General features: G+C 68.6%; 18 protein-coding genes and 2 pseudogenes. 9 read left to right on the top strand and 11 right to left on the bottom strand.

The genetic code is table 11. The features are described from left to right. Positions 1 to 132: pseudogene (locus ABGB16_RS30010) on the top strand (IS5/IS1182 family transposase); the annotation flags it as partial. A 961-nt stretch (positions 133 to 1,093) separates the two neighbouring features. On the opposite strand, the gene ABGB16_RS30005 reads toward ABGB16_RS30010, so the two are convergent. The 9 genes from ABGB16_RS30005 to ABGB16_RS29965 form a co-directional block, all read right to left on the bottom strand. Beyond that, the gene (locus ABGB16_RS30005) at positions 1,094 to 2,308 is read right to left on the bottom strand and encodes an FAD-binding oxidoreductase (protein WP_347671444.1); all 1,215 of its coding nucleotides are present in this window, start codon (positions 2,306 to 2,308) and stop codon (positions 1,094 to 1,096) included. Continuing rightward, positions 2,305 to 2,994 carry a hypothetical protein gene (locus ABGB16_RS30000; RefSeq protein ID WP_347671443.1) on the bottom strand — a complete coding sequence of 230 codons (690 nt, stop codon included), beginning with the start codon at positions 2,992 to 2,994 and terminating at the stop codon, positions 2,305 to 2,307. The genes ABGB16_RS30005 and ABGB16_RS30000 overlap by 4 nt, the downstream gene beginning before the upstream one ends. Next, positions 2,991 to 3,455, bottom strand: a complete 465-nt coding sequence (locus tag ABGB16_RS29995; RefSeq protein WP_347671442.1) for a hypothetical protein — start codon at positions 3,453 to 3,455, stop codon at positions 2,991 to 2,993. The genes ABGB16_RS30000 and ABGB16_RS29995 overlap by 4 nt, the downstream gene beginning before the upstream one ends. A 385-nt stretch (positions 3,456 to 3,840) precedes the next feature. Beyond that, entirely contained in the window at positions 3,841 to 5,052 is a 1,212-nt protein-coding gene (locus ABGB16_RS29990; protein WP_347671441.1) for a histidine decarboxylase, read from the bottom strand. Next, complete coding sequence (locus ABGB16_RS29985) at positions 5,049 to 5,738, bottom strand: hypothetical protein (protein ID WP_347671440.1); 690 nt, start codon at positions 5,736 to 5,738, stop codon at positions 5,049 to 5,051. The genes ABGB16_RS29990 and ABGB16_RS29985 overlap by 4 nt, the downstream gene beginning before the upstream one ends. Before the next feature lie 320 nt (positions 5,739 to 6,058). Next, positions 6,059 to 7,504: an APC family permease gene (locus ABGB16_RS29980; protein WP_347671447.1), complete on the bottom strand. Its 1,446-nt coding sequence runs from the start codon at positions 7,502 to 7,504 to the stop codon at positions 6,059 to 6,061. A gap of 11 nt (positions 7,505 to 7,515) precedes the next feature. Further along, positions 7,516 to 7,779 carry a hypothetical protein gene (locus ABGB16_RS29975; protein WP_347671439.1) on the bottom strand — a complete coding sequence of 88 codons (264 nt, stop codon included), beginning with the start codon at positions 7,777 to 7,779 and terminating at the stop codon, positions 7,516 to 7,518. A 214-nt stretch (positions 7,780 to 7,993) separates the two neighbouring features. Further along, complete coding sequence (locus tag ABGB16_RS29970) at positions 7,994 to 8,830, bottom strand: N-acetyltransferase (protein ID WP_347671438.1); 837 nt, start codon at positions 8,828 to 8,830, stop codon at positions 7,994 to 7,996. Next, complete coding sequence (locus tag ABGB16_RS29965) at positions 8,827 to 9,135, bottom strand: hypothetical protein (RefSeq protein WP_347671437.1); 309 nt, start codon at positions 9,133 to 9,135, stop codon at positions 8,827 to 8,829. The genes ABGB16_RS29970 and ABGB16_RS29965 overlap by 4 nt, the downstream gene beginning before the upstream one ends. 492 nt (positions 9,136 to 9,627) lie before the next feature. Between ABGB16_RS29965 and ABGB16_RS29960 the strand changes: the two genes are divergently transcribed. The 8 genes from ABGB16_RS29960 (at position 9,628) to ligA (ending at position 18,368) form a co-directional block, all read left to right on the top strand. Then, a complete protein-coding gene (locus ABGB16_RS29960) occupies positions 9,628 to 10,965 on the top strand; it encodes a hypothetical protein (RefSeq protein ID WP_347671436.1) in 1,338 nt (445 codons plus the stop codon). A gap of 33 nt (positions 10,966 to 10,998) precedes the next feature. Next, positions 10,999 to 11,874, top strand: a complete 876-nt coding sequence (locus ABGB16_RS29955) for a DMT family transporter (RefSeq protein ID WP_347671435.1) — start codon at positions 10,999 to 11,001, stop codon at positions 11,872 to 11,874. Between the two features lie 186 nt (positions 11,875 to 12,060). Beyond that, positions 12,061 to 12,243: a hypothetical protein gene (locus ABGB16_RS29950; RefSeq protein WP_347671434.1), complete on the top strand. Its 183-nt coding sequence runs from the start codon at positions 12,061 to 12,063 to the stop codon at positions 12,241 to 12,243. A 120-nt stretch (positions 12,244 to 12,363) separates the two neighbouring features. Continuing rightward, entirely contained in the window at positions 12,364 to 12,873 is a 510-nt protein-coding gene (locus ABGB16_RS29945) for an HIT family protein (RefSeq protein WP_347671433.1), read from the top strand. After that, the gene (locus tag ABGB16_RS29940; RefSeq protein ID WP_347671446.1) at positions 12,873 to 13,694 is read left to right on the top strand and encodes a phytanoyl-CoA dioxygenase family protein; all 822 of its coding nucleotides are present in this window, start codon (positions 12,873 to 12,875) and stop codon (positions 13,692 to 13,694) included. The genes ABGB16_RS29945 and ABGB16_RS29940 overlap by 1 nt, the downstream gene beginning before the upstream one ends. Next, the gene (locus ABGB16_RS29935; protein WP_347671432.1) at positions 13,691 to 14,641 is read left to right on the top strand and encodes a hypothetical protein; all 951 of its coding nucleotides are present in this window, start codon (positions 13,691 to 13,693) and stop codon (positions 14,639 to 14,641) included. The genes ABGB16_RS29940 and ABGB16_RS29935 overlap by 4 nt, the downstream gene beginning before the upstream one ends. Positions 14,642 to 14,815: 174 nt before the next feature. Continuing rightward, positions 14,816 to 16,213 carry a D-arabinono-1,4-lactone oxidase gene (locus ABGB16_RS29930; RefSeq protein ID WP_347671431.1) on the top strand — a complete coding sequence of 466 codons (1,398 nt, stop codon included), beginning with the start codon at positions 14,816 to 14,818 and terminating at the stop codon, positions 16,211 to 16,213. Positions 16,214 to 16,265: 52 nt separating this feature from the next. Further along, the gene (ligA, locus tag ABGB16_RS29925) at positions 16,266 to 18,368 is read left to right on the top strand and encodes an NAD-dependent DNA ligase LigA (protein WP_347671430.1); all 2,103 of its coding nucleotides are present in this window, start codon (positions 16,266 to 16,268) and stop codon (positions 18,366 to 18,368) included. 262 nt (positions 18,369 to 18,630) lie between these two features. Here the strand turns inward: ligA and ABGB16_RS29920 are convergent, their stop codons facing one another. After that, positions 18,631 to 19,431, bottom strand: a complete 801-nt coding sequence (locus ABGB16_RS29920) for a transposase (RefSeq protein ID WP_347671445.1) — start codon at positions 19,429 to 19,431, stop codon at positions 18,631 to 18,633. 44 nt (positions 19,432 to 19,475) lie between these two features. After that, a pseudogene (locus ABGB16_RS29915) lies at positions 19,476 to 19,996 on the bottom strand (transposase family protein); the annotation flags it as partial. Between the last annotated feature and the right edge of the window lie 308 nt (positions 19,997 to 20,304).

Genomic DNA, 20,304 nt, shown 5'->3' with positions numbered 1-20,304 from the left:
CAACGTGGGAACTCCCTGCTCAAGACCACCTTCAAAGCGCTGCGCAACGTCAGCCTGTGCCCGTGGAACATCGGCAGGATCACCGCGGCGGCCCTCGTACTCCTGCACATCGAGCACAACCGCACAACCTGATCACCCAACGCCACGACCCGTTACGCGGAAAGGCTCAATTGGTCATCGGCGACGCTGGCCATTCGACTCGCGGTGTCGAGGATGACCTTCAAGTGCGCCCTGGTCGCGCTCGACTGTTCACATGGAATCGTGCTCTTGCATCTGCTCCGCGGTCTCGCGGAGCGTCCGCTCGTAGTCAGTCTCCACGTGTTCCTCCGGTTTCGGTTTCCGTAGGCTGGCCATTCCCGCCGGACTTGAGTCGAACCTGATTCGACCAGCCTTGTACGCGTTCTGAAGTTCTACCGTGAGATGCGTAAAGACCGCTACTGATTGCCGTCGAGGAAATGATCATGCATCCTCTCGGGATTGCCGGTGAGGAGTTCGCGTACAACCTCCAGAGAAATTGTGGGGTGTCCGTACTCCGGAGTTCTTGAGAGCTATGATGGACGGCAGAGGCGATAGCCGAGGTGGCCCCGGTAGCAGTTCACAAAAATTGCCTCAGAATGCAGGCGGGCGGTGACTCGCCATTCGAGCTCGTCGGAGCGGCATACGTCGACGTTCCCTTTGGTAACAGCTCTGGGATGATGGCCTGGCATGAGGTTGCGGAAAGGGGGTTTCCGGTCACGTCTACTCGAATTAGATGCGGCAATCGCAGGAGGGGATCCAAGCCCTGGACCATGTTTCGGGGAATGGAGCCGGCCCTGAGCAGCATCCGTGCCACTGGCGATAGATCGTTAAGAGAGCTGTCGTTTACCACGAGCGTGCCGAGTCGATTCAGTTCCGACAGCTCTCCCAGATCGGCGGGGTCGCAGCCGACCAGGATCAGCATTTCAAGAGACCGGCACCTGCTGATTCCTGTCAGGTCCACCGCGTCCCTGACGTGGCAGTTCAGTTACCGCATTCTCCTCCGATTGGGTGAACGGCGGTTCGTGCCCGACGGCCCTTGCGATCGCCTTTGCTATTGCTGGATCCACGCGTTCTCCTATGCGGTGTGGCGGGTGAAGGTTTCCGCCACGTGCAGGTGGCCGGCGGGCACGCCGGCGGCGGGGAGGCGTAGCCGGGCGTGGGTGATCAGGTCGGGTGGGCCGGCGACGAAGACGTGCTGTCCGGGCTGGTAGTGCTGCAGGGCGAGGGTGAGCACGTCGCCTTGGGAGGCCGGTTCGACGAGCGGGTCGTTGGAGAGGGCGGGGACGACGGTGAGCCAGTCGTGGTGGGTGGTTTGGAGTTTGTCGAGGGCGACGCTGTCGTAGAGGTCGGGCATGGTGCGGGCGCCGACGACGAGGGTGACCCGGCGCCGCGGCCGGGTGCCGGCGAGGTGTTCGGTGACGGCGCGTAGGGGTGCCAGGCCGGTGCCGCCCGCGGTGAGGATCAGGTCGGTGCCGTGGGTGGAGTGCAGGCGGACGGAGTTCGCGGCGAGGTGTTCGACGATGGCCCGCAGCGGCGCCAGTCCGGTGCCGCCTGCGGCTAGGAGGAGGTCGCCGTCGTGGTTGGGGTCGAGGGTGAGGCCCATGGTGTAGGGCGCTCCGAGCCACAGTTGCTCGCCGATGGCGGTGTGGTGGGCGAGTAGCGGTGAGACCGGTCCGGCGGTGATGGCGCGGATGTGTAGCTCGATGGTGCCGTCGGGGCGGGGCGCGTTCGCTGGGGAGTACCACCGCCACACGCCGGGCCGGCGGAGGGTGGTGACGGGGATGGCTTGGCCGGCCTGGTAGCGCAGTCGGCGTCGGGGCCGCAGGGTGAGGATGGTGATGGTGTCGGCGGCGTGTTCGCGGTGGATGATCTCGGCGGGGGTCCAGGCGGGGCCGCCGCCGATTCGGGTGGCGGCGCGGTGGGTGAGGTTCAGGGCGTGGCGGCCGTGGCGCTGCCAGTGGTCGGCGGTGTCGGGTGTCCAGCCGGAAGTGTGGCGGGCGATCGTGGCGATCAGGGCGTCAAGGAGAAGGTCGTGGTGGTGGGGCTGGATGCCGAGGTGTTGGTAGGTGGGGGCGAGGGCGGCGAGGAGGGCGGTGCGGCCGGCGTGGTGGTCGTCGCCAGCGATGAGGTGGCCGAGGGTGGCGAGGAACAGGGGCATCTCGCGTTCCGGCAGGGGTGGGCGGAGTCGGTCGGCGAGCGTGGACCGGAAGTGGTCGGCGGCGCGGTGGATGTTCGGTGTGACCGCCGTCCAGGAGGAGCGGAGCGCGGCTAGCTGGGGCGACGGCGTCACGACGCCGCCTTGGTGTTCACCGGCCATGCCTGCGGGTTCGCCAAGCCCGCGAGGGGTGTCCTCTCGATGTGGCAGGGTCGAGCGCCGGTAGCGGTGGCCGCGAGACCGGTCAACGCGGCGCGCAGCATCGGGTGTGAGACGTGGCGGAGGCCGCGGGCGGCGACGGCCGCCACCCCGCCAGCGGTGGGCAGCTGGCCGGTGTGGGGGTGGAGGTGGGCCCAGGTGAGGCATCCGGCGATGGCGATCGGGGCGAGATAGCCGCGGTGGACGATGAGCAGGCGGACGGACTGCTCGGCGGTGTGGTGGGCGCGGCGGTGGTCGGCGAGGGTGTCGTAGACGGTGATCACGTCGAGCTCGTCCCACAGATGCTGATCAGGCGGATTGTGGTGGACACGCTGGGCCGCCGACCGGTAGTAGACGTCGGCGAGCCACCTGTCGGGTAGGGAGGCGAGGAGGGAGGCGACGGCGAGGACCGCGGCGATGGTGTGGCAGTGGTCGAGCCCGTGGCGGCCTTGTGCGGCGGCGAGGCAGTCCAGGGCCTGGTGGAGGTCACGACGCTGCCGCGTGTTGGTCGGGTCTTGGGTGCGGCGGGCGACAGCCTGGAGGGCGGCGTGGACGGGGTCGGGGGGTGGTGCCTGTCGTGGGACGGTCCACAGGGCCAGGGCCCGTTCGGCGATCGTGGTCACGGGATCACTCCGATCCGTGGTTGTTGGATGCAGACGGCGGGGTGGTTGAGACTGGGCGGGGTGTTGATCGCGGCGGCCACGGTGTCGGCGAGGGGGTCGTCGGGTGGCAGGTAGCGGCTGATGCCGGTGCGGGCCGTGTGCAGGCAGCGGATGGCCAGCCGGTGGTGGCCGCAGTCGCGGTAGAGACCACCAAGGCTGACCAGGGCGTGCAGGCTCACCCGGGCGTGGTGGCCGTACCGCAGCCGGGCGGCGGCGTGAACGGCGGCGAGGTCCCGTAACCCCGTCGCGCAAGCGCCGAGGCTGTGCCGGAGTTGGGCAAGGTCCGCCCGGGCGCGCAACGCCTGCGCGTGGTCGACGCCGACGGCCCTGGTGATAGCGGCGATGAGCTCCTGGTACACCGTGACGGCGAGGTGCGGCTGGCCGGTCTGCGCGGCCAACGGGGCCAACATGTCGGGGCTCATGGTCCTGCTCAGGCAAGGGTGGGCGTAGGGAACGCTGCGGAGACGACCTTGCTGGACTCTCATCGAGGCCGGACGGGGTGGTGAGTGAGGATGGCGCGGGCGTCTCGCGCCCGCGGACAGGGTGCCAAGGCGAACTGCCCCAGGTCTTCGCAGCCGCGGCATAAGCCGTCATCGCCGGTCCGATGTGCGGTGAGCGTGGTTCGGACCTGCTCAATGATGGTGTGGTCTGCCTCCTGCGGCTGAGGGCCGGAGCGTGCGGGGAGGATGCGGGCGTCAGGCCGGCGCTGGCGCCGTCGCGCCACTGGCGCTCGGGCTGGAAGACGTAGCCGGGTCGTCATGGTGATCGCCTCCGTGGATCGGTAGACGGTGCCGGAAGAAGAACAGGTCAGCGCGCAGCGGTGCTGGTGGCCGTTTCGGGCGCGAGCCAGGGCCGCGGGATCAACGTCGACGGTGCGGCGGCGGCCACGTCGGCGACGAACGCGTCGATCTGGCCCTTGCTGATGCCGGGCATGCAGATGATGTGACTGGTGTCGCCGTCGGTGGCCAGCAGCCACTTCTTCCGCACCGGTTCGGGCGGGGTTTTGATCACGACGGTGAACGCGTGGCCGTGCCGCCAGGCGGGCCAGCCCGCGGCGGTGAGCTGGTAGACGGCGTACGCGGCGAGGGTTCGCGCTTCGCTGACACGCCACCGGTGTCCTTCGCGGCCGTGCAGGGCGACGGCGTGCCACAGCAGCGCGGCCGCCAGGCCGCAGCGGGAGCCGGTGATCGTCGTGTCGACGGTGTCGGTATATGAGACGTGGCTGCCATTGGTGCGGACGCTGTCGCGGATGAGCACAACCCCGCACGGCGTTGGCACGCCAAGGAACTTGTGACCTGACACCGCGATGCTGCCGATGCCGCCAGCATCATCAAGGCGCAGCTGGCCGTCGAGGGCGAGCGGGATACCGGACAGGGCTGCGTCGACGTGCAGGTGCCCGGCAACGCCGTACTCGTCGAGGACGGCGCGGATGCGGGTGCTGTCGTCCACCGCCTCGGCCATCGTGGTGCCGGCGGTCGCCACCACAATGGCGGGCCACCGTCGGCGCTTGCGGAGCTGCGCGGCCAGATCCGCGTAGTCCATCTCCCCGTCCGGACGTGCGCCAACAACCACGCTGCGCGCCCCGAGGATCTCCACCGCCTTCGGGATCGAGTAGTGCGCGGCCGTCGAGTAGTAGATCCTGGCGGTCGGATGACGCCGGCGGGCGGCGTGCAGCGCGGACAGGTTGCCCTCAGTGCCACCGCTGGTCACGTAGCCCCACCGGTCATCGGCCGGCATGGCCAGAATGTCGGCGACCCAGGCGACGACAGCCCGCTCCAGCACACGCGTATGGGCGACCCCGCCCTCATCGCCAGGGTCACCGATGTTGTTCCACAACCGGGCGCCAAGGCGGGCCATGACCTCGCTCTGGTCGAGGTCCACGGCCCCGGGAAACCCGATGCTCGTCGCCGCAGCCGCGTCGGCCTCGCCGACCAGATGGTCGAGTACGGCGGTGATGTCGATCGGCGCGAGGCTGAGGTCCGCGGCGGCGGCGAGGCTGGAGGTCGGACCGTAGGTCACGCCGGCCGCCTGGCGAGCAGGTGAGTGGCGAGGATCGTGTTCAGCGCGATGAGCTGCCGCCACACCGCCCGGGTCTCGTCGTCGCCCTGCTCAGTGAGGTTGGAGTAGGGATTGTGGTAGGTGATGCGATCCGGGTCGAGGGTCTTGTTGCAGTGGATGCCGGTGTCGCCGAGACGAGCGTGGGGATCGCGGTCGATGTGCATGGCGGTGCCGTCGACCAGCGCCGCGTAGCACTGGCCCTTCAGGTTGAACGCCGACATGTAGCGGCCGGCGGCCGTCGCTTCGCGGAGCGTCGCGGCGACCTCGTACCAGCGGCCCCGGTCCGAGTCGAGGGTGCTGACACCAGCACCGACGTAGACGGCGCCAGCGGGCAGGGTCATGTCCCCGCCGTTGACCATGGAACCTCGAGGTCCGAGAGGACTCCACGCACGCCCGAGCGCGGCGATGTTGTCCGCCGCCACCTCCACCAAGTCGCCCAGCAGCCGCGGCAGGTCGTCAGAGTCCGGCGACTGCGGCCACATCCGGGTCGCGGTGTACAGCTGGTAGCCATACGGCTCGGCCAGGCTGCCGGAGGTGAAGAACAGCATCACCGCGTGCGGGCTGACCGCGTCGCGCCGACCGAACGCCTGATCGGCCGCGGTCATGTGACTGGTGTTGGCCCGCTTGCACCGATACGCGATCTGCATCCGCAGATCAGCCTGGCGGCGGTCCTCAACCGACGGCCCGTCATCAACATGCCTCGGCCCGCCGGGCGACAAGGGTGCACTCGCACTCAAGGGCGGGGGTAGGGGCGGGGGAACAGCGGCGGCCGGTGGCCGCTGGTGATCGACAGGAACCCTGGCCGCCCCGTATCCCGGTGGTGGGACGTGAGCCGCAGGCCCCTGCTGGCCGGCGGGCGGCACCGCAGGCGGGTGACCCGGCCGCCAGGCGGGGTCCCGGGGATCGACACCGTACCGTCCGCCAGGCGAGGGCGTGGCAGCGTGCGTTCTGGTCATCGCTTCCCGCCTCAGATCGAAATGTTCATAAGGTCGGGCACCGCGTGGGTTTTCGGAGTGCCACGGCCGATGCCGGCGTACACCTCCGGCCGGGACTGCCGCAGCAGCGCCGCCCACACCCCACCAATAACAGCGCTGCTGGCGAGGATCCCAGGCAGCACGAACGGATACAGCGACCCCTTCGCCGCACCGAGCAGCGAGCCGACGTTGCCGACCATCAGGGCCAGCACCACCACCCCGCCGAACACACCCAGCACGGGCGCCAGCCTCCACTCCCACACCCCCGGCCGCTCGCCACCTACTGCGGCCGGCGCCCGCAACGCGGCCACCGACGCGGCCACCAGCAGGCACAGCAGACCCATCGCACCCAGCGTCGACAGCCACGTGAACATCGCCGTGACGGGGTCAGCGCCGCCGAGCGCGAACCCGGCCACCACCGCCGTGGCGATGCCGGTCTGCGTCAGCGACCCGCCGCGCGGCGCGCTGACCCGGGTGCCGCCGCTGGCGCGGGCGAGGCCGGCGGGCAGGATCCCTTCGCGGGCCATCGCGAACACGTACCGAGCGATCACGGCGTGGAACGCGAGCATGGAGGTGATGACGGCGCCGATCAGCATCAGCTTCCCGAGGAAAACCCACCCGCCGCCGAGACGCCCCAGGACGGAGAACGGCAACCCACCCGCCGGATCAGCGGCCACCTCAGCGACAGCATTCGGGCCGACCGCCACACCCATCGCCCACGCGGCGACCGCATACACCCCGCCGAGCACCACCACTCCGCCGATCGTGGCCCGGCTGACCGACCTGCGGTCGACGGCCTCCTCGACGAACGACCCCGGCGCGTCAACGCCCATGAACGCCGCCACACAGAAGGCGACCGCGCCGCCGATACCGCTGACCGCCAACCCCGAGGCGTCGAAGCCCTCCCACGACGGCGCACCGCCTGCCGGCTGCGCGACACCGGCCAGCGCAAACGCCGTCATGATCAGCAGCGACACCGCCAGCACGGCGATTAGGACCCGGGTAGACAGCACGATCGCCCGCACACCCAACACCCCGACCACCGCCAGTGCGATACCCGCCCACACCCACCAACTGCCGCCCAGATGCGCCGCCATCGTCGCCCCGAACAGGCCGTACAGGCTCGTCTGGATCGCGTTGTAGGCCACCAGGGCAACCAAGCCGGCGGCGACACCCCAACCGCGACCCAGGCCGTTCGCGAGGATGCCGTAGTAGGCCGCAGGGTGCCCGACCTGACGGGCCATCGCCGTGTACCCGACCGCCAGCACCGCCACAACCCCCGCCACCAGCAGGAACGTCAGCGGCAGCGCGGTCACCCTCGTGGTCGCATACGTCGCGACGATGCCACCGGCCAGCACCACCATCGGCGCCGACGCCGCAGCCCCGAACACCCACAACCCGGTGGGCGTCAGCGTCCTACGGGCCAAGGCCACCTGCACATGCGTCGACCTCACCGCCACTCCCCCCGCTCCGGAGAGTCCGGGCACGACGCCATACGGCAGCCGTCCACCGAGTGCCGGTCCACGTCTGAGGCGTTGGCGGCCACGAGATACACCGCCGTCGGCCGTACCGGGCCGGTGCGCCAGTGGCCCTGGTCGCGGTCGAGCCGGCGCTGCGCGATGGCGGCGTCGGGCGTGAACCCGAACAGGTCGTGGGCGCCGTTCGGCCATTCGCGCCGGATCGCGTACCCCCACGCGTAGGCGTCCGACGTCACGTCTCCCGCGTCCGTGACGGCGACACCAGCACGTGCGACGCCCAGCAGAACCGGCAACCATCGCCCCAAGCTGGGCAATCGTGGCGGGGCCGAGGTGGTAGGCCCGGTTAGGGTCAGCATGAGAAGTCCTTCCTTCAGAGGGGTACAGCGAGGCTGCCTGCCGGCCGAGAGAGTCACACCGGTCAGGCGGTGAACAGATGCCAAGAAAGCGCAGTCAGTGAGAGGTCGGTGCGGCTGCCGGCATCACCGCACGGCGAACAGGGATCCGATGAATCCGGACCCGGCGAGGCAACTCATCGCCAGCAGACCCGCCGGGCCGCCCGCGAGGCTCACGCCACATCCGCCACACCGCCGGGCCACCCGGCTCCAGCAAAATCGGCACCCGCGGCCTGTACCCGAGGCGAGCGAGCAGACCCTCCCGGGGCCGATCACTGACCAACTCCGCATACGACGGCAGCCCCTCAGCATCGAGACCACGAAGGTGGCTGGCCAGCACCGCGCTCCCGACCTCATCGCGATGCCCAGAGGCGACCGCCAGGTGGGCCAGGTAGTGATGCGGGGTGTGAGGATGCACCGCGTCGACGTACGCGTGGAACGCAGCGAACCGGTTGGCGTGCGCACCAAACAGCCGGTCCAAGTCGTACGCCCAGGGCGCGGACGCCGGTGTTGGTTCCGATCGGCGGTACCAGACCGCCACAGCGGCACGATCGCCAGTCGTATCGACATGGCCATGCTCCATCGCATGTGCCAGCACGAACTCGGCGTATCCGTGCAGGACCCTTCTGCGAGCGGCCACGTCTGGTACCAGCCACGCGCCCAGAGACCCGGCCAACAGCGAATCGGCGAGAAGCGCGGCCAGCGCGGCGCTGTCGTCACCGGTCGCGCGACCCACAGCCGTATTGATCGACTGCATGTCGGTTTCCCGCCGATCGGAATCGCCTCGTCCGACGGGTTGGCTTGGGGCACGTTCCGGATCGGCAGCGCTTGGTGCCTCGCCGGTGCTGATGAGCGAGGTCATGGGTAGGACGGCTCGCGTCATGGTCACCGTCATGACGGCTCCTCAACTCGTGCGGCGTTCGACTGTTCGGACCATGAGGCCAAGATTTCGCGCAGCGCGTCGGTTCCGTTGTCAGTGAGCTGCACGGTCAGACTTCGTGAACGCGGCACGAGATCCAAGAACCGCTCACCGATGAGAAGGTGCACAGTCGTGCGGATCGCCTCAACGGACACCAATGGCAGCGCAGTGGCAAGCTCCGCAACCGTCCAGGTGCGATCTCCCTCGTTGAGCAGCCGCGAATAGATGGCGCGCCGCGGAGGGCTGTCGACTGCCAGAACCTGAGCGTGGAGAGGCATCATGGGACGTCTGTCCCTACCGCGTCCAGCCCTCTCAGACTCAGCGCCGAGCGTTTGCATTCATCAGCAAGCCGGGGACAATCGCCGGCGGTGGCGGGGCGGACGCCCAAGGAGACAGCAGGGACGGACATCAGACCTCCCGGTGGTGGGGCGAGGATCGGCACGACGACCTACAACCAGCAGCGTGATCAGCAGGAGCTCGACTCCCCTGGCAACGGGCACGAGCAAACCTTCCTCGACGAGCTGGCTTCGCCGTCTGTCGAACAGCGCCGCGGCGGCGACGCCTAGGGCGTCAATCGGCGCGGCCAGCACGAGATCCGCACCGTGATCGAGCGTCGTATCCGAAGCCGGAAAGATCGACCACCGCTGGTGGGGTGCGAATCCGGTCGGTTCTCCCCGGCAAACGTGGAGTACAACCTCGATTGACTTCCGCAACAGCGACGGCGATCGCTAAGGTGCTACTCGATGTGAGCATGCCGTGCCATGGAGGTGAGGATGACGAGGAGCGCGCGCAGCTACCAACGAGAGGCCGATGAACTCCGCGCCAGCGGCTGGACCTATCGGCAAATCGCCTCACACTGGCAGCAGCGATACGGCTTCAATCCAAGAGTCGCATTCCGTCTTGCTCATGGGTTGACGCAGGCAGATGTGGCGCAGCGCTGGAACGAGCAGTGGCCCGACGCTGACGCTCCGAAGACCGCGAAGCAGATCTCCTACTGGGAGATCTGGCCGGGCTCGGCGGGCCGGGCGCCATCGTTGGAGACGTTGAACAGGCTGGCGTTTCTCTACCGGTGTTCGGCTGGCGAGCTACTCGGCGGCGAGGACCACAGCCACCTGGACACGACGGACATGCGCCTGGGCCAATCAGGCACTTACGTGAGCGGCGTTATTGCGGGGACGACAACCGGTGCGCTTCCGCCTGTGGACGCGATCCTGGGTCGGGTTACCGAGCAGGTCGTTGAGGACTTCGAGGTACTGACGGACACCTACCGCCTTATCGACTACCGAGAGGGCTCTGGCCGGGTGAGCGCGGACATCGCCGCTCACCTACGCCGGATGCTGGAGGTCAGCAACCGGACAACCACCAGCAGAACCCATCGCCGGTTGCTGCGGGCTGCTGGGGACGCCGCCCAGTTGGCCGGCTGGCTCGCGATCGACGCGCAGAGGTACGACCAAGCCGAACGCTACTGCCGGCTGACCGTGTCGCTCGCTGAGAAGACCAACGACCTTGCGCTACACGCATACGCCCTTGGCGTGATGAGCTATATCCACCTGCATTCCGGTGACGGCAAGGCCGCACTCGGTGTGCTCGACACCGCCCAGGCGGTGGCCCGTCGCGGTAGCCCTGCGGCTGTCAGATCGTGGCTCCACGAGGCCACCGGTGAGGCGTACGCGCTCCTTGGCCAACCACAGCCCGGCCTCGTTGCGCTGGCGCAGGCCGAGAGAACCTTCGACGGCGTAAGCGCGCACGCTTCCCCAGCCTGGTTGGGCTTCTACAACGCAGACTGCCACGCGGCCCGGCTGAAGGGCCGGTGCCTGACCCGTCTACGCCAACCCCGCGACGCCACTCGTGCGCTGTACGAGGCACTCACGCTTCTGCCGCCCACTTTCGTCCGGGAACGAGCCGGAACCTTGATCGATCTTGCTGGCGCATATGCGCAGATGGGGCAGGTCGAGCAAGCCTGCGATGCAGCGAGCCAGGCCGACACCCTTGCCCGGCGCACAGGCTCAGAGCGCAACCGCAAGCGCCTCCGTGAGCTGCTAATCGATCTCATGCCGTGGACCAACATCGACTGCGTCCAGAGCCTCTACCGCCAGGTGCTGCTTAACTAGAGGCATGTTGAGGGCATTCCGCGCGAGTCGCCGGTGAACCGAAGGGCCTGGGCCGAACTCGTCGCCCTCGCCGCCTTGTGGGGTGCGGTCTACCCATTGATCGAGGTCGCGCTGCGTGACCTGTCGCCCACAGTCGTTGTCCTCGGACGTGTCCTGCTCGCATGCCTTCTCCTAATGCCGCTCGCCATCCGGTGCAACGCGTTACCGGATCTTTGGCGGCAACCGAGGGCAATCATCGAGACCGTCCTGGTGCAGTCGACCATCCCACTACTGCTGCTGACCTACGGGCAGCAGTACGTCCCCGCTGGTATCGCCGGCATCCTGGTCGGGGCGCAGCCGCTGTTCGTCGCGATCCTCGCCTACCGATACGCCCCTGACGAGCGCCCTCAGGGCTTGAAGGGCGCCGCCGGCATCGCCATCGGCTTTGTCGGACTCATCCTGCTCTTCGGGGTTGACCTCCGCGGCGGCCGACTCGCCCTCCTCGGCGGCGCACTCGTTCTGGCCGCCGCGCTGTGCTACGCCGCCGGTACCATCATGATCCACCGGCGCCACGCCGCCGCCCCGCCGTTGGGCGTCGCCACCTCGGCAATGCTCGTCACGAGTACCGTGATGATCACGCCCGCCACGTTGACGCTGCCCGGTCACTTACCCAACGCTGGTGTGCTGGCGGCCATAGCGTTCCTCGGCATCGTATGCACCGGCATGACCCTCGTGCTCTTCTACACCTTGATCGCGCGCACTGGCCCGGCCCGAGCGGCACTGGCGTTCTATCTGTCGCCCGCCTTCGCCGTCGCGTTCAGCACTGTTTTCCTCCGCGAGCGAATGACCGTCGCTGCCGTCATCGGCTTGGGAGCGATCGTGGCAGGCTGTCTTCTCGCAGCTCAACGCGCGGAGCCAACGCCCGCGTAGAGATCGATGGTGCTGCAACTCCACGCGATCCGTGGAGTCCCGCCTATGGCGGTGGAACGGACGCCGGGGTCGGCCTGCCGCCGCTCGACGCATCATGCTGGATTTTCCTCACTCCGATCCGTACAAGCTGGTGGTCAGGGGTACGGGAAGGCGCGGGCGCATGCACTACCTGGCGGGAGGAGGCGAGTGCACACGATCCTTAGCAGCGGTGACAACAGTGAGCCATCGGCGCTCACCGGGCTCTGGGGCCTGGGCCACCTCGCCACGCTCGTCCTGTTCGACCGCACCGCCAACCATCAGTTGCGCGCCGATCACCCGATCGCGGCACCGCTGGCACGGCCCCTTTCCGATCACAACCCGGCCGCCTGAAGCCGGCGGACCAGCCGGCACCGCCCCGCAGTATCGATCGCCCCCTAGGCCATGTCTTCATGCCCGGCTGCCCTCCGACTCGCGGGAAGTTCCTCTAGAGAAGGCCCTTACGCCATGTCCTTGAACTTTGATCCCCGGTGGTTGTCTCGATACCCGGCGCAAGATCCGGTCGGCGACGCGGTGTCCTCCTGCGTGTTCTGCGGCATTGCCCTCGGCGACACGGAAGCGCACGTCATAGCCGAGACAGCGGACACCTTGTGCTTCCTGGACCATCTCCCGGCGACCTACGGGCACGTCCTCGTTGTTCCCAAGCAGCACTTCCAGGACCTGCTCGACATCCCGGAAGAGTCGTTCCAGCACGTCATGGCGACCGCGAAGCAGGTAGCGACCGCGCTGCGGGACTCGTGCGGCGCGTCCGGCATCAACCTGGTTCACGCCACCGGTCAGGCCGCCCATCAGACCGTCTTCCACTTCCACGTCCACGTCGTGCCGCGCTACGACGGCGATTCGATCGTCGTCTTCCCTCGGCTGGCCGATCCGGCCCGCAAGCACGAGGTCGCACAGCGCCTGCGCACGGCCCTCAACGCCCCACAGCCGCCCAAGACCGAGGCAGAAAGCAGCCAACCGTGATGACTTCACCGGACGACGCCGTCGCCCAGTTCACCGAACAGGGCTTCGCGCTCCTCAAGCAGGCCGTCCCCGACAGCGTCGTCAGCACGCTGGACACGGCCGTCCGCAGGCTTACCGACGACCGCGGCCCCGACCTGACGCACAGCTCGTTCAACACGAACCCGGCCCTGACCCATGTGCGTGACGCCGCGAACATCATCGCCGAGTACCACCTGCTCTTCGAGTGCGGCGCCCTGATGTCTGTCCCCCACCGGATCCTCAACGGGTCACTCCAGGTCCTGGGCACCGAGGTGCTGCGGCGGGGGATCTACCAGGGGGCCCACGAGCCGTGGCACCGCGACTCCGGGCCCTACCTGGAGCGCCCGTACGACGAGCTCAACGGACCGCTGCACCTCAAGGCCCAGGTGTTCTTCACCGACACGCGGCCCAAGGACAGCGGCAACCTCGTGCTCATCCCCGGCTCGCACCGGTGGCCGGCCAACTATATGGACGACGCCTACTGGAGGACGGCGAACGACGCCCTCGCCCAGGGCACGCTTCCCGAGGGCGCCCTGAGCATCCACGCGGAACCTGGCGACGCGGTCGTCTTCGGCAACACCATGTGGCATGCCGTGCTGCCCAACCGGACCCAGGAGCGACGCAGCGCGATCATCCGCTTCGGGCAAGCGTGGCTGCGCCCGTACGACCATCCCTGCGACCCCGCCACCGCGGCCGGCCACCTCTCTTCCCAGAGCCGTCGGCTGCTGGGTTACCACTCCAACACGGTCAACCCGGTGGACCTGTACAAGGACACGACGAGCAGCGAGAGCTGGGGCGCGTGATGACGGACTTGCCGCAGGTCGTCACCGTGCTCGGGGCGACCCGGAACTTCTTCAAGGTCGGCCACTACACGCTGCGTCGACTCGCCTCCGATGCACCGCAGCTGACGCTACGCCTGGCCATTCCGGAAGCCCGGATCGCCGGACGAGCTGTGAGCGACCTCGAGGTACAGCTCCGGGACTGGGAGCCGGCGGAGCCGGCCTCGCTGGCCGAGGCGTTGGCCGGGACGGAGACCATGCTGATGGTGCCTCCGATCGACCGGCGAGTCGACATCGGCGGGATGTACCTGCAGGCGGCGCAGAAGGCCGGTGTGCAGAGAATCGTCTGCCTGGGCATCCAGTTCGCCCCAGGGCAGTGCACGATGGCCGACGAAGCGGCAGCGCTGGAAGCACTCCTGGAGAGGTCCGGGATCGCGTTCGACGTCGTCCAACTGCCCATGTTCCTGGAGAACATCCTCTACCAGTGCCAGTCGATCGCCGAAGCGGGGTCGTTCACCTTCCCCGTCGACGCCGACCGCCCGTTCTCCTACATCAGCTGCGACGACGCCGCCGATCTGTTCTGCCGCAAGATCCTGTCTCCCGACTCGGTGGATCTGAGCGGCGCCTTGATGAGCCATCACACGCAGGCAAGCTGTGCCCAGTGGGCCTCGGCGCTGAGCCAGGCCTGTGGGCGGCCGATCACGTTTGTGCGGCAGACAGACGAGCATTTTGTGACCAGCCTGGGCAAGTACGGGATGCGCCGCGGTGCCGCAGCGCAGGTCCTCGGCTTGTGGAGCCGGATCGGCGCTGAGGGGGACGCCCCGGCGACCCGGACGGCCGAGCAACTCCTGGGACGATCCTCCACCGATCTTGAGACCTGGACGACGGCCCACGCCTGCTGCTTCGGCCCCGAGTTCACCTCGTGCCCCCACCCGCACCCGCCCATTCAGCACATGTTCGGCCCCGCCTGAGGCGGACCGCCGGGGCGCGGCGCGAGTCCCCGCAGGGCCCGCGCCGTGCCCCGCTTCCAACTGCGGCCCGCGCTGCGGGGACACGACAGCTTGTTCGAGTACAGGCATTCGGCACCGGGGCGCGACGGACGCTCTCCGCCCAGGTGCAGACTGAGACCACTGAGGATTTCCCCTATGACCCTCACCAACTGGGGCGGCAACGTCACCATCGCCACCCAAGGCGGCTGGACACGTATCACCTCCCTGAAACAGTTGGAGTCGATGCTGACGCGCGAGGAAGGAACAGTGCGCGTCCTCGGGTCCAGGTTCACCTACCCGGCCCAGCTGCGATGCCCGGACGGGACTCGCGGCATCCTCCTCGACCTCCCCGGCCGAGGAGTCGGTGAGCTGCGTGGCGAGACCCTGTACGTCACCGGAGACACGCTGCTCGAAGACGTGTGGCGGGCGTTCGACAGCCACGGTCTGGAGCCGACCGCATGCCCGCCCGTGATCACGAGCCAGACGGTCGCCGGCGCGCTCGCCACCGGCACCCACGCACAGGGTCTGTCCAGCGGCACCTTCTCCGACTGCGTGGCCGCCGTCGAGCTCATGGACGGGACTGGCACCCTGCACCGACTCACCCCAGCTGACGCCGAGTTCGACGCGGCCGTGCTCAACCTCGGGTGCCTCGGCGTGGTCGTCGGCCTGGAACTTCGCGGTCGACCGGCAAAGGAGCTGTACTGCACCCGTTTCACCGTAGCCGAGGACAGCCTGCCCGAGCGCTACGCCGCCTGGAACCGCGAATCCGTGGCCGCCAAGAGCTGGTGGTTCACCGAGCACCAGGTCGCGCACACCTGGGTCGCCGACGACGACCGCTGGACACCTACGGCCTCCGAGGCCCAAGGTCCGGCTGACCTGGACCGCATCGTGACCCGTACCCGCCGCCAACTGATGGCCGACATCGGCGACGGCCAGGGCCGGACGCCGGCCGCCCAGACGCTGGAGAAGTTCCTCGGCGCGAGGGGCTCCAAGGGAACACTCCACGAGATCTTCAAGAACGGCATCCCGGCCCCGCAGCTGAACATGGAGATCGCCGTTCCCCTGGACGCGGTCCCCCGGGCGTACGCCGGTCTCAAGGAACTCCTGCGCGCCTCTCCCTACAAGCTGCACTACCCCGTTATCCTGCGCACCACCGGCCCAGCCCACGGCCACCTGAGTCCCGCGCAGGCAGTCCCGGCCACCTATTTCGGCTTCGTGTCCTACATGACCGCCGTCGGGTCGATCACCACCGCGCGTCCATTGTTCGATGACATCCAGCGCCTGCTCTACGGTCTGGGCGGCAGGCCGCACTGGGGCAAGTACTTCACTCCGGAACTGCTGCCCGCCTCCAACACCGACGGCTTCCATCGGTTCCGGCGGGCTCTCAGCAGGTTCGACCCGCACAGACGCTTCGAGAACGACACCTTCTACCGCACGCTCGGGCTTTCCCCGGCACGACCCGGAACTGATGGACCGGCGCCGTTCAGCCGCCCCCGCCTGCCGGGCCAGCGGACGGAACCCCGCCCGATTGCGCCCACGCGACACCAGGGGTAATCACACCAGCGCTACCGCCATGCTGTCAGTGGCAGTCAGGAGAATGGGCGGCATGATGAAGCCTTCCACAGCGGTGCCCGCTGTCGACCTTGCTGATGAGGCCGCCTACCTTGAAGCCGTCGCGCAGGCGCGGAAGGCCGCCGATGCCTACTACGGCTCCGGCGAATCAGGCCTGGACGACGAGACCTACGATCGGCTGCTGCGCGGTATCACCGCCTGGGAGGACGCGCACCCCGGGCAGATCGCGGCCGACTCCCCGTCCCAGCAGGTCGCGGCAGGAGTGACCGCTGGCGACATCGAGCACACCGTTCCGATGCTCAGCCTGGGAAACGTCTTCTCGGACGAGGAGCTGACGGCGTGGGCCGTCTCGCTGGAGCGGCGGCTGGGCGGAGCGCCGGTGGCAGGCTGGGCGGTGGAGCCCAAGCTCGACGGTGTGGCCTTGGCAGCCCGCTACCGCGAGGGTCGACTGGTTCAACTGGTCACCCGGGGCGACGGGACGACCGGGGAGGACGTGTCCCACGCGATCGGGGACATCATCGGCCTGCCCATGACCCTGACCGAACCGGTCACGATCGAAGTGCGAGGCGAAGTCCTCATGACCGAGGACCAGTTCGCCGCCGCGAACGAGCTGCGCACCGCGCACGGCGCCACGGCCTTCGCCAACCGCCGCAACGCCTCCTCGGGCTCACTGCGCGCCAAGGACCGGGCCTACCGAATCGGGCAGACCTTCCTGGCCTACGCCGCACTGACCGACCCCGAGCACACCGACGACCCCACCCTCGCCGGGCTCACCCACACCCGGCTCGTCGCCCGCCTGGCCGCCCTCGGACTGGGGACGACGGCCGACACCCCGCTCGCCACCCGGGCCTACGCGACCCTTGACCAGGTCGTGGACCGGGTGCACGAGATCGGCGCACTGCGCGCGCAGCTCGACATCGAACTCGACGGTGCCGTGATCAAGGCCGACAGCCCCGCCGACCAGATCCGGGCCGGAATGGGCTCCCGCACCCCGCACTGGGCCACCGCCTTCAAGTTCCCGGCCGCCCAGAAGATCACCGTGCTGCGCGCCGTGGAGTGGAGCGTGGGACGCACCGGCGTGATCGCCCCACGCGCCGTCCTCGACCCCGTGGACGTCGCCGGCACCACCATCACCTACGCCACTCTGCACAACCCGGCCGACATCGCCCGCCGCGGCCTGATGCTCGGAGACCACGTCATCGTCTACCGAGCCGGCGAAGTCATCCCCCGCGTCGAAGGCGCGGTCGCCGGCCTCCGCACCGGCAACGAGCGGCCCATCGACTTCCCCGAACTCTGCCCGCGCTGCGGCTCCGGCATCGACCGCAGCCAGGAGCGCTGGCGCTGCGCGCGGGGACGCGCCTGCGGCCAGAAAGAGGCGATCCGGTACGCCGTCGCCCGCGACGCGCTCGACATCGACGGCCTCGGCGAGAAGATCATCGTGCAACTCGTCGACAAGGGGTTGATCGAGGACTTCGCCGACCTGTTCACCCTCACCCGCGATCAGCTGCTCACCCTGGACCGCATGGGGGCCAAGAGCGCCGACAACCTCATGGCCGCCATCAAGGCCGCCAAGACCAGACCCCTTAATCGCGTCTTCTGCGCCCTCGGCGTCCTGGGCACCGGCCGTTCCATGTCGCTGCGCATCGCCGCGCACTTCGGCTCCATGCAGGCCATCCGAGACGCCGATGCCGTCGCTCTAGGGCAGGTCCACGGCATCGGGAACGAGAAGGCCCCAGTGATCGTAGAGGAACTGGCCGACCTTGCCCCGGTCATCGACAAGCTCGTCGCCGCAGATGTGAATATGAACCAGCCCGGCTTCGTTCCCTCTGCCCCCACAGATGCCGAGGCCGATGCGGAGACGTCCGCCCAAAAGGCGAAGAACGAGCTGCCATTGGCGGGGATGACCGTGGTGGTAACCGGCGCGATGACCGGGCCCCTCTCGGACCGATCCCGGACTGAGATGACCGAACTGATCGCCAAGGCCGGGGGACGCGCGTCCTCAAGCGTCTCTGCCCGCACCCACCTCGTCGTCGCCGGAGAGAACGCCGGCAGCAAGCTCGACAGGGCCCAGGCATTGGGCATCGAAACCATCACACCCGAGGAACTCGCCCAGCGCCTCGCTGGTCATCTGGCGTGAATAGGGGTGAATTAGCCTTTCTGCGTAACGGTGTGAGTGCGCCGGGTAGCTGCGCTGGTGGGCGGTGTGGACACGCATGCTGGCGCGCCTCGACTCCTCGTGCTCTGACCCGGATCCACGGATAGCGGAGGCGTGATCGAGGCGCATCGGTGGCAGCCGATGGGCAGTGTGGTGTTTCGGCCGGTGGGCATACCGGTTTACCCGGTTGCGCCGGGTTCGCTGGTCTCCGTGGCTGGGTTGGGGCGGGCGGGTCCGCAGGTGGTCAGGTCCAGATGGGTAGCCGGCGCAGTCGGGCCAGGACCTGGGCCAGTAGCTTCTGGCCTGGGGGTAGCCGGAGGGTGATCTGCCCGGCGTGGTGGACCAGTCGGGCGGGCACGGTGAGCAGCCGGCGGCGCGGGGTGCCCAGGTGGTTGCGGCCGCGTCCGTCACCGGTGTCGAGGCCGGCCAGTTCCTGCAGCCAGGCGGATAGGTTGACGGCCAGCAGCGCGCCCCACATCCATACGGTGTTGGCCGCGCGGGTACCGGAGGGCAGGTGCCGCAGCGCGGCGCCGTGCTTGGCATCACGGATCCGGTCCTCGATGTCGGTGCGCATCCGGTGCCAGGCCTCCACCGCGACCGCTTTGGCGGGGGTGGATACGTCGAGGTTGGTGGCGATGAACGAGCACGCGTACACGTGCTCGACCAAGCCGTCCAAGGCGAGGGTGAGTTGACCTTTGGGGATGGTGCGCCGGCGGCGGGCCCGCGGGTCGGTCGAGATGTGTCCGGCGGGGACCTTGACCCGGCGTACCACGGTCACGGTGCCGGGTGGCCAACCGGCCGGGGCGTAGTCACAGACGGCGACCTGGGCGCCTTTCATTCGCCTCGCCTTCGTCCACGCGTCTTCGGAGATGGCTGCGGCGGCTCGCCAGACCGCGGGGTTACGGGTCACCCCCAACGAGAAGTCGCAGCCGGCCTCGACCGCGGCCTGCGCGATGTCCTTGGCGAAGTAGCCCACATCGCCGCGGACTCTCGGTCGGGTGGTGACCCCCGCCGCGTGTAGGGTGGCCACGCTGCGTTCGATCAGCGAGCCTGCGCCGGGGCGGGGGTCCTCATCACCGAAAAAAGGTCCCGCTCATGAATCTCGGCGTCGATCACCACGGTGGCATAGCGGTGCCGCCGGCACAGAGCAAATCGTCAACGCCGATCACACGAGGCGTCCGCCCGGTGGGCAACGGGGTGCGCAGCAGTGCGCGCAGGGCCGTGTGACGGGACAGGCCCATGGCGAGTATCGCCAGCAAACACGACCCTGCCCGGCCCGCTAACTCCTTGACCACGGCTTTGACCTGCCTGTTCAGACGGGCCGTGCGGCGCTGGTATCGCTCCAACACCCCGGGAACCTGTTCGCGGAAGGTGTGGCGGCAGCCGCGCGTGGGACACACCAGACGCCGCGCACGCACGCGGACCACCACCCGGCGCCCGTCGACCGGAACGTCGGCCGCCGTCCGCCAGTGATAGCCGTGGACCCGTCCCGACGAGGCCCCGCACCTCGGGCAGACCGCGGTGTCCTGCGGCGTCCGGGCCCGCACCACGATCCGCTCACCCTCGTCGACCACGTCCTCGATGATCAGCGGGGACAGCCCCGAGAACACCGCCTTCACAAGCTCATCGACATCCCCCACGTAGGAGTCAACGACGCCTGGCCACCCTCCGTCACCACCGAATGTGAGACAGGGCCCATAGACCGGCGCAGCTACAGAGCCACCATCGCGATCGACATCATTACAAACCATTGCGAAACACCCGCCGGACCTTAACCGAGCGGCGTTGCGTCTAGGCCGTGTCTCGTCGATCTTGGGTGAGGTCGCGTAGCCAGATCTTCATCGTGGCGATGTCGACGGTGGCCTGGTACATGTAGTCGCGCTTGTCGTACCTGGTCGCGACCGCCCGGAACTGCTTG

It is taken from the genome of Micromonospora sp. B11E3 (genome assembly GCF_039871625.1).
In the GTDB taxonomy this organism is placed as follows: Bacteria; Actinomycetota; Actinomycetes; order Mycobacteriales; family Micromonosporaceae; genus Micromonospora.
The sequence above is the reverse complement of the archived record's forward strand: the minus strand, read 5'-3'. Positions and strand labels throughout refer to the sequence as shown.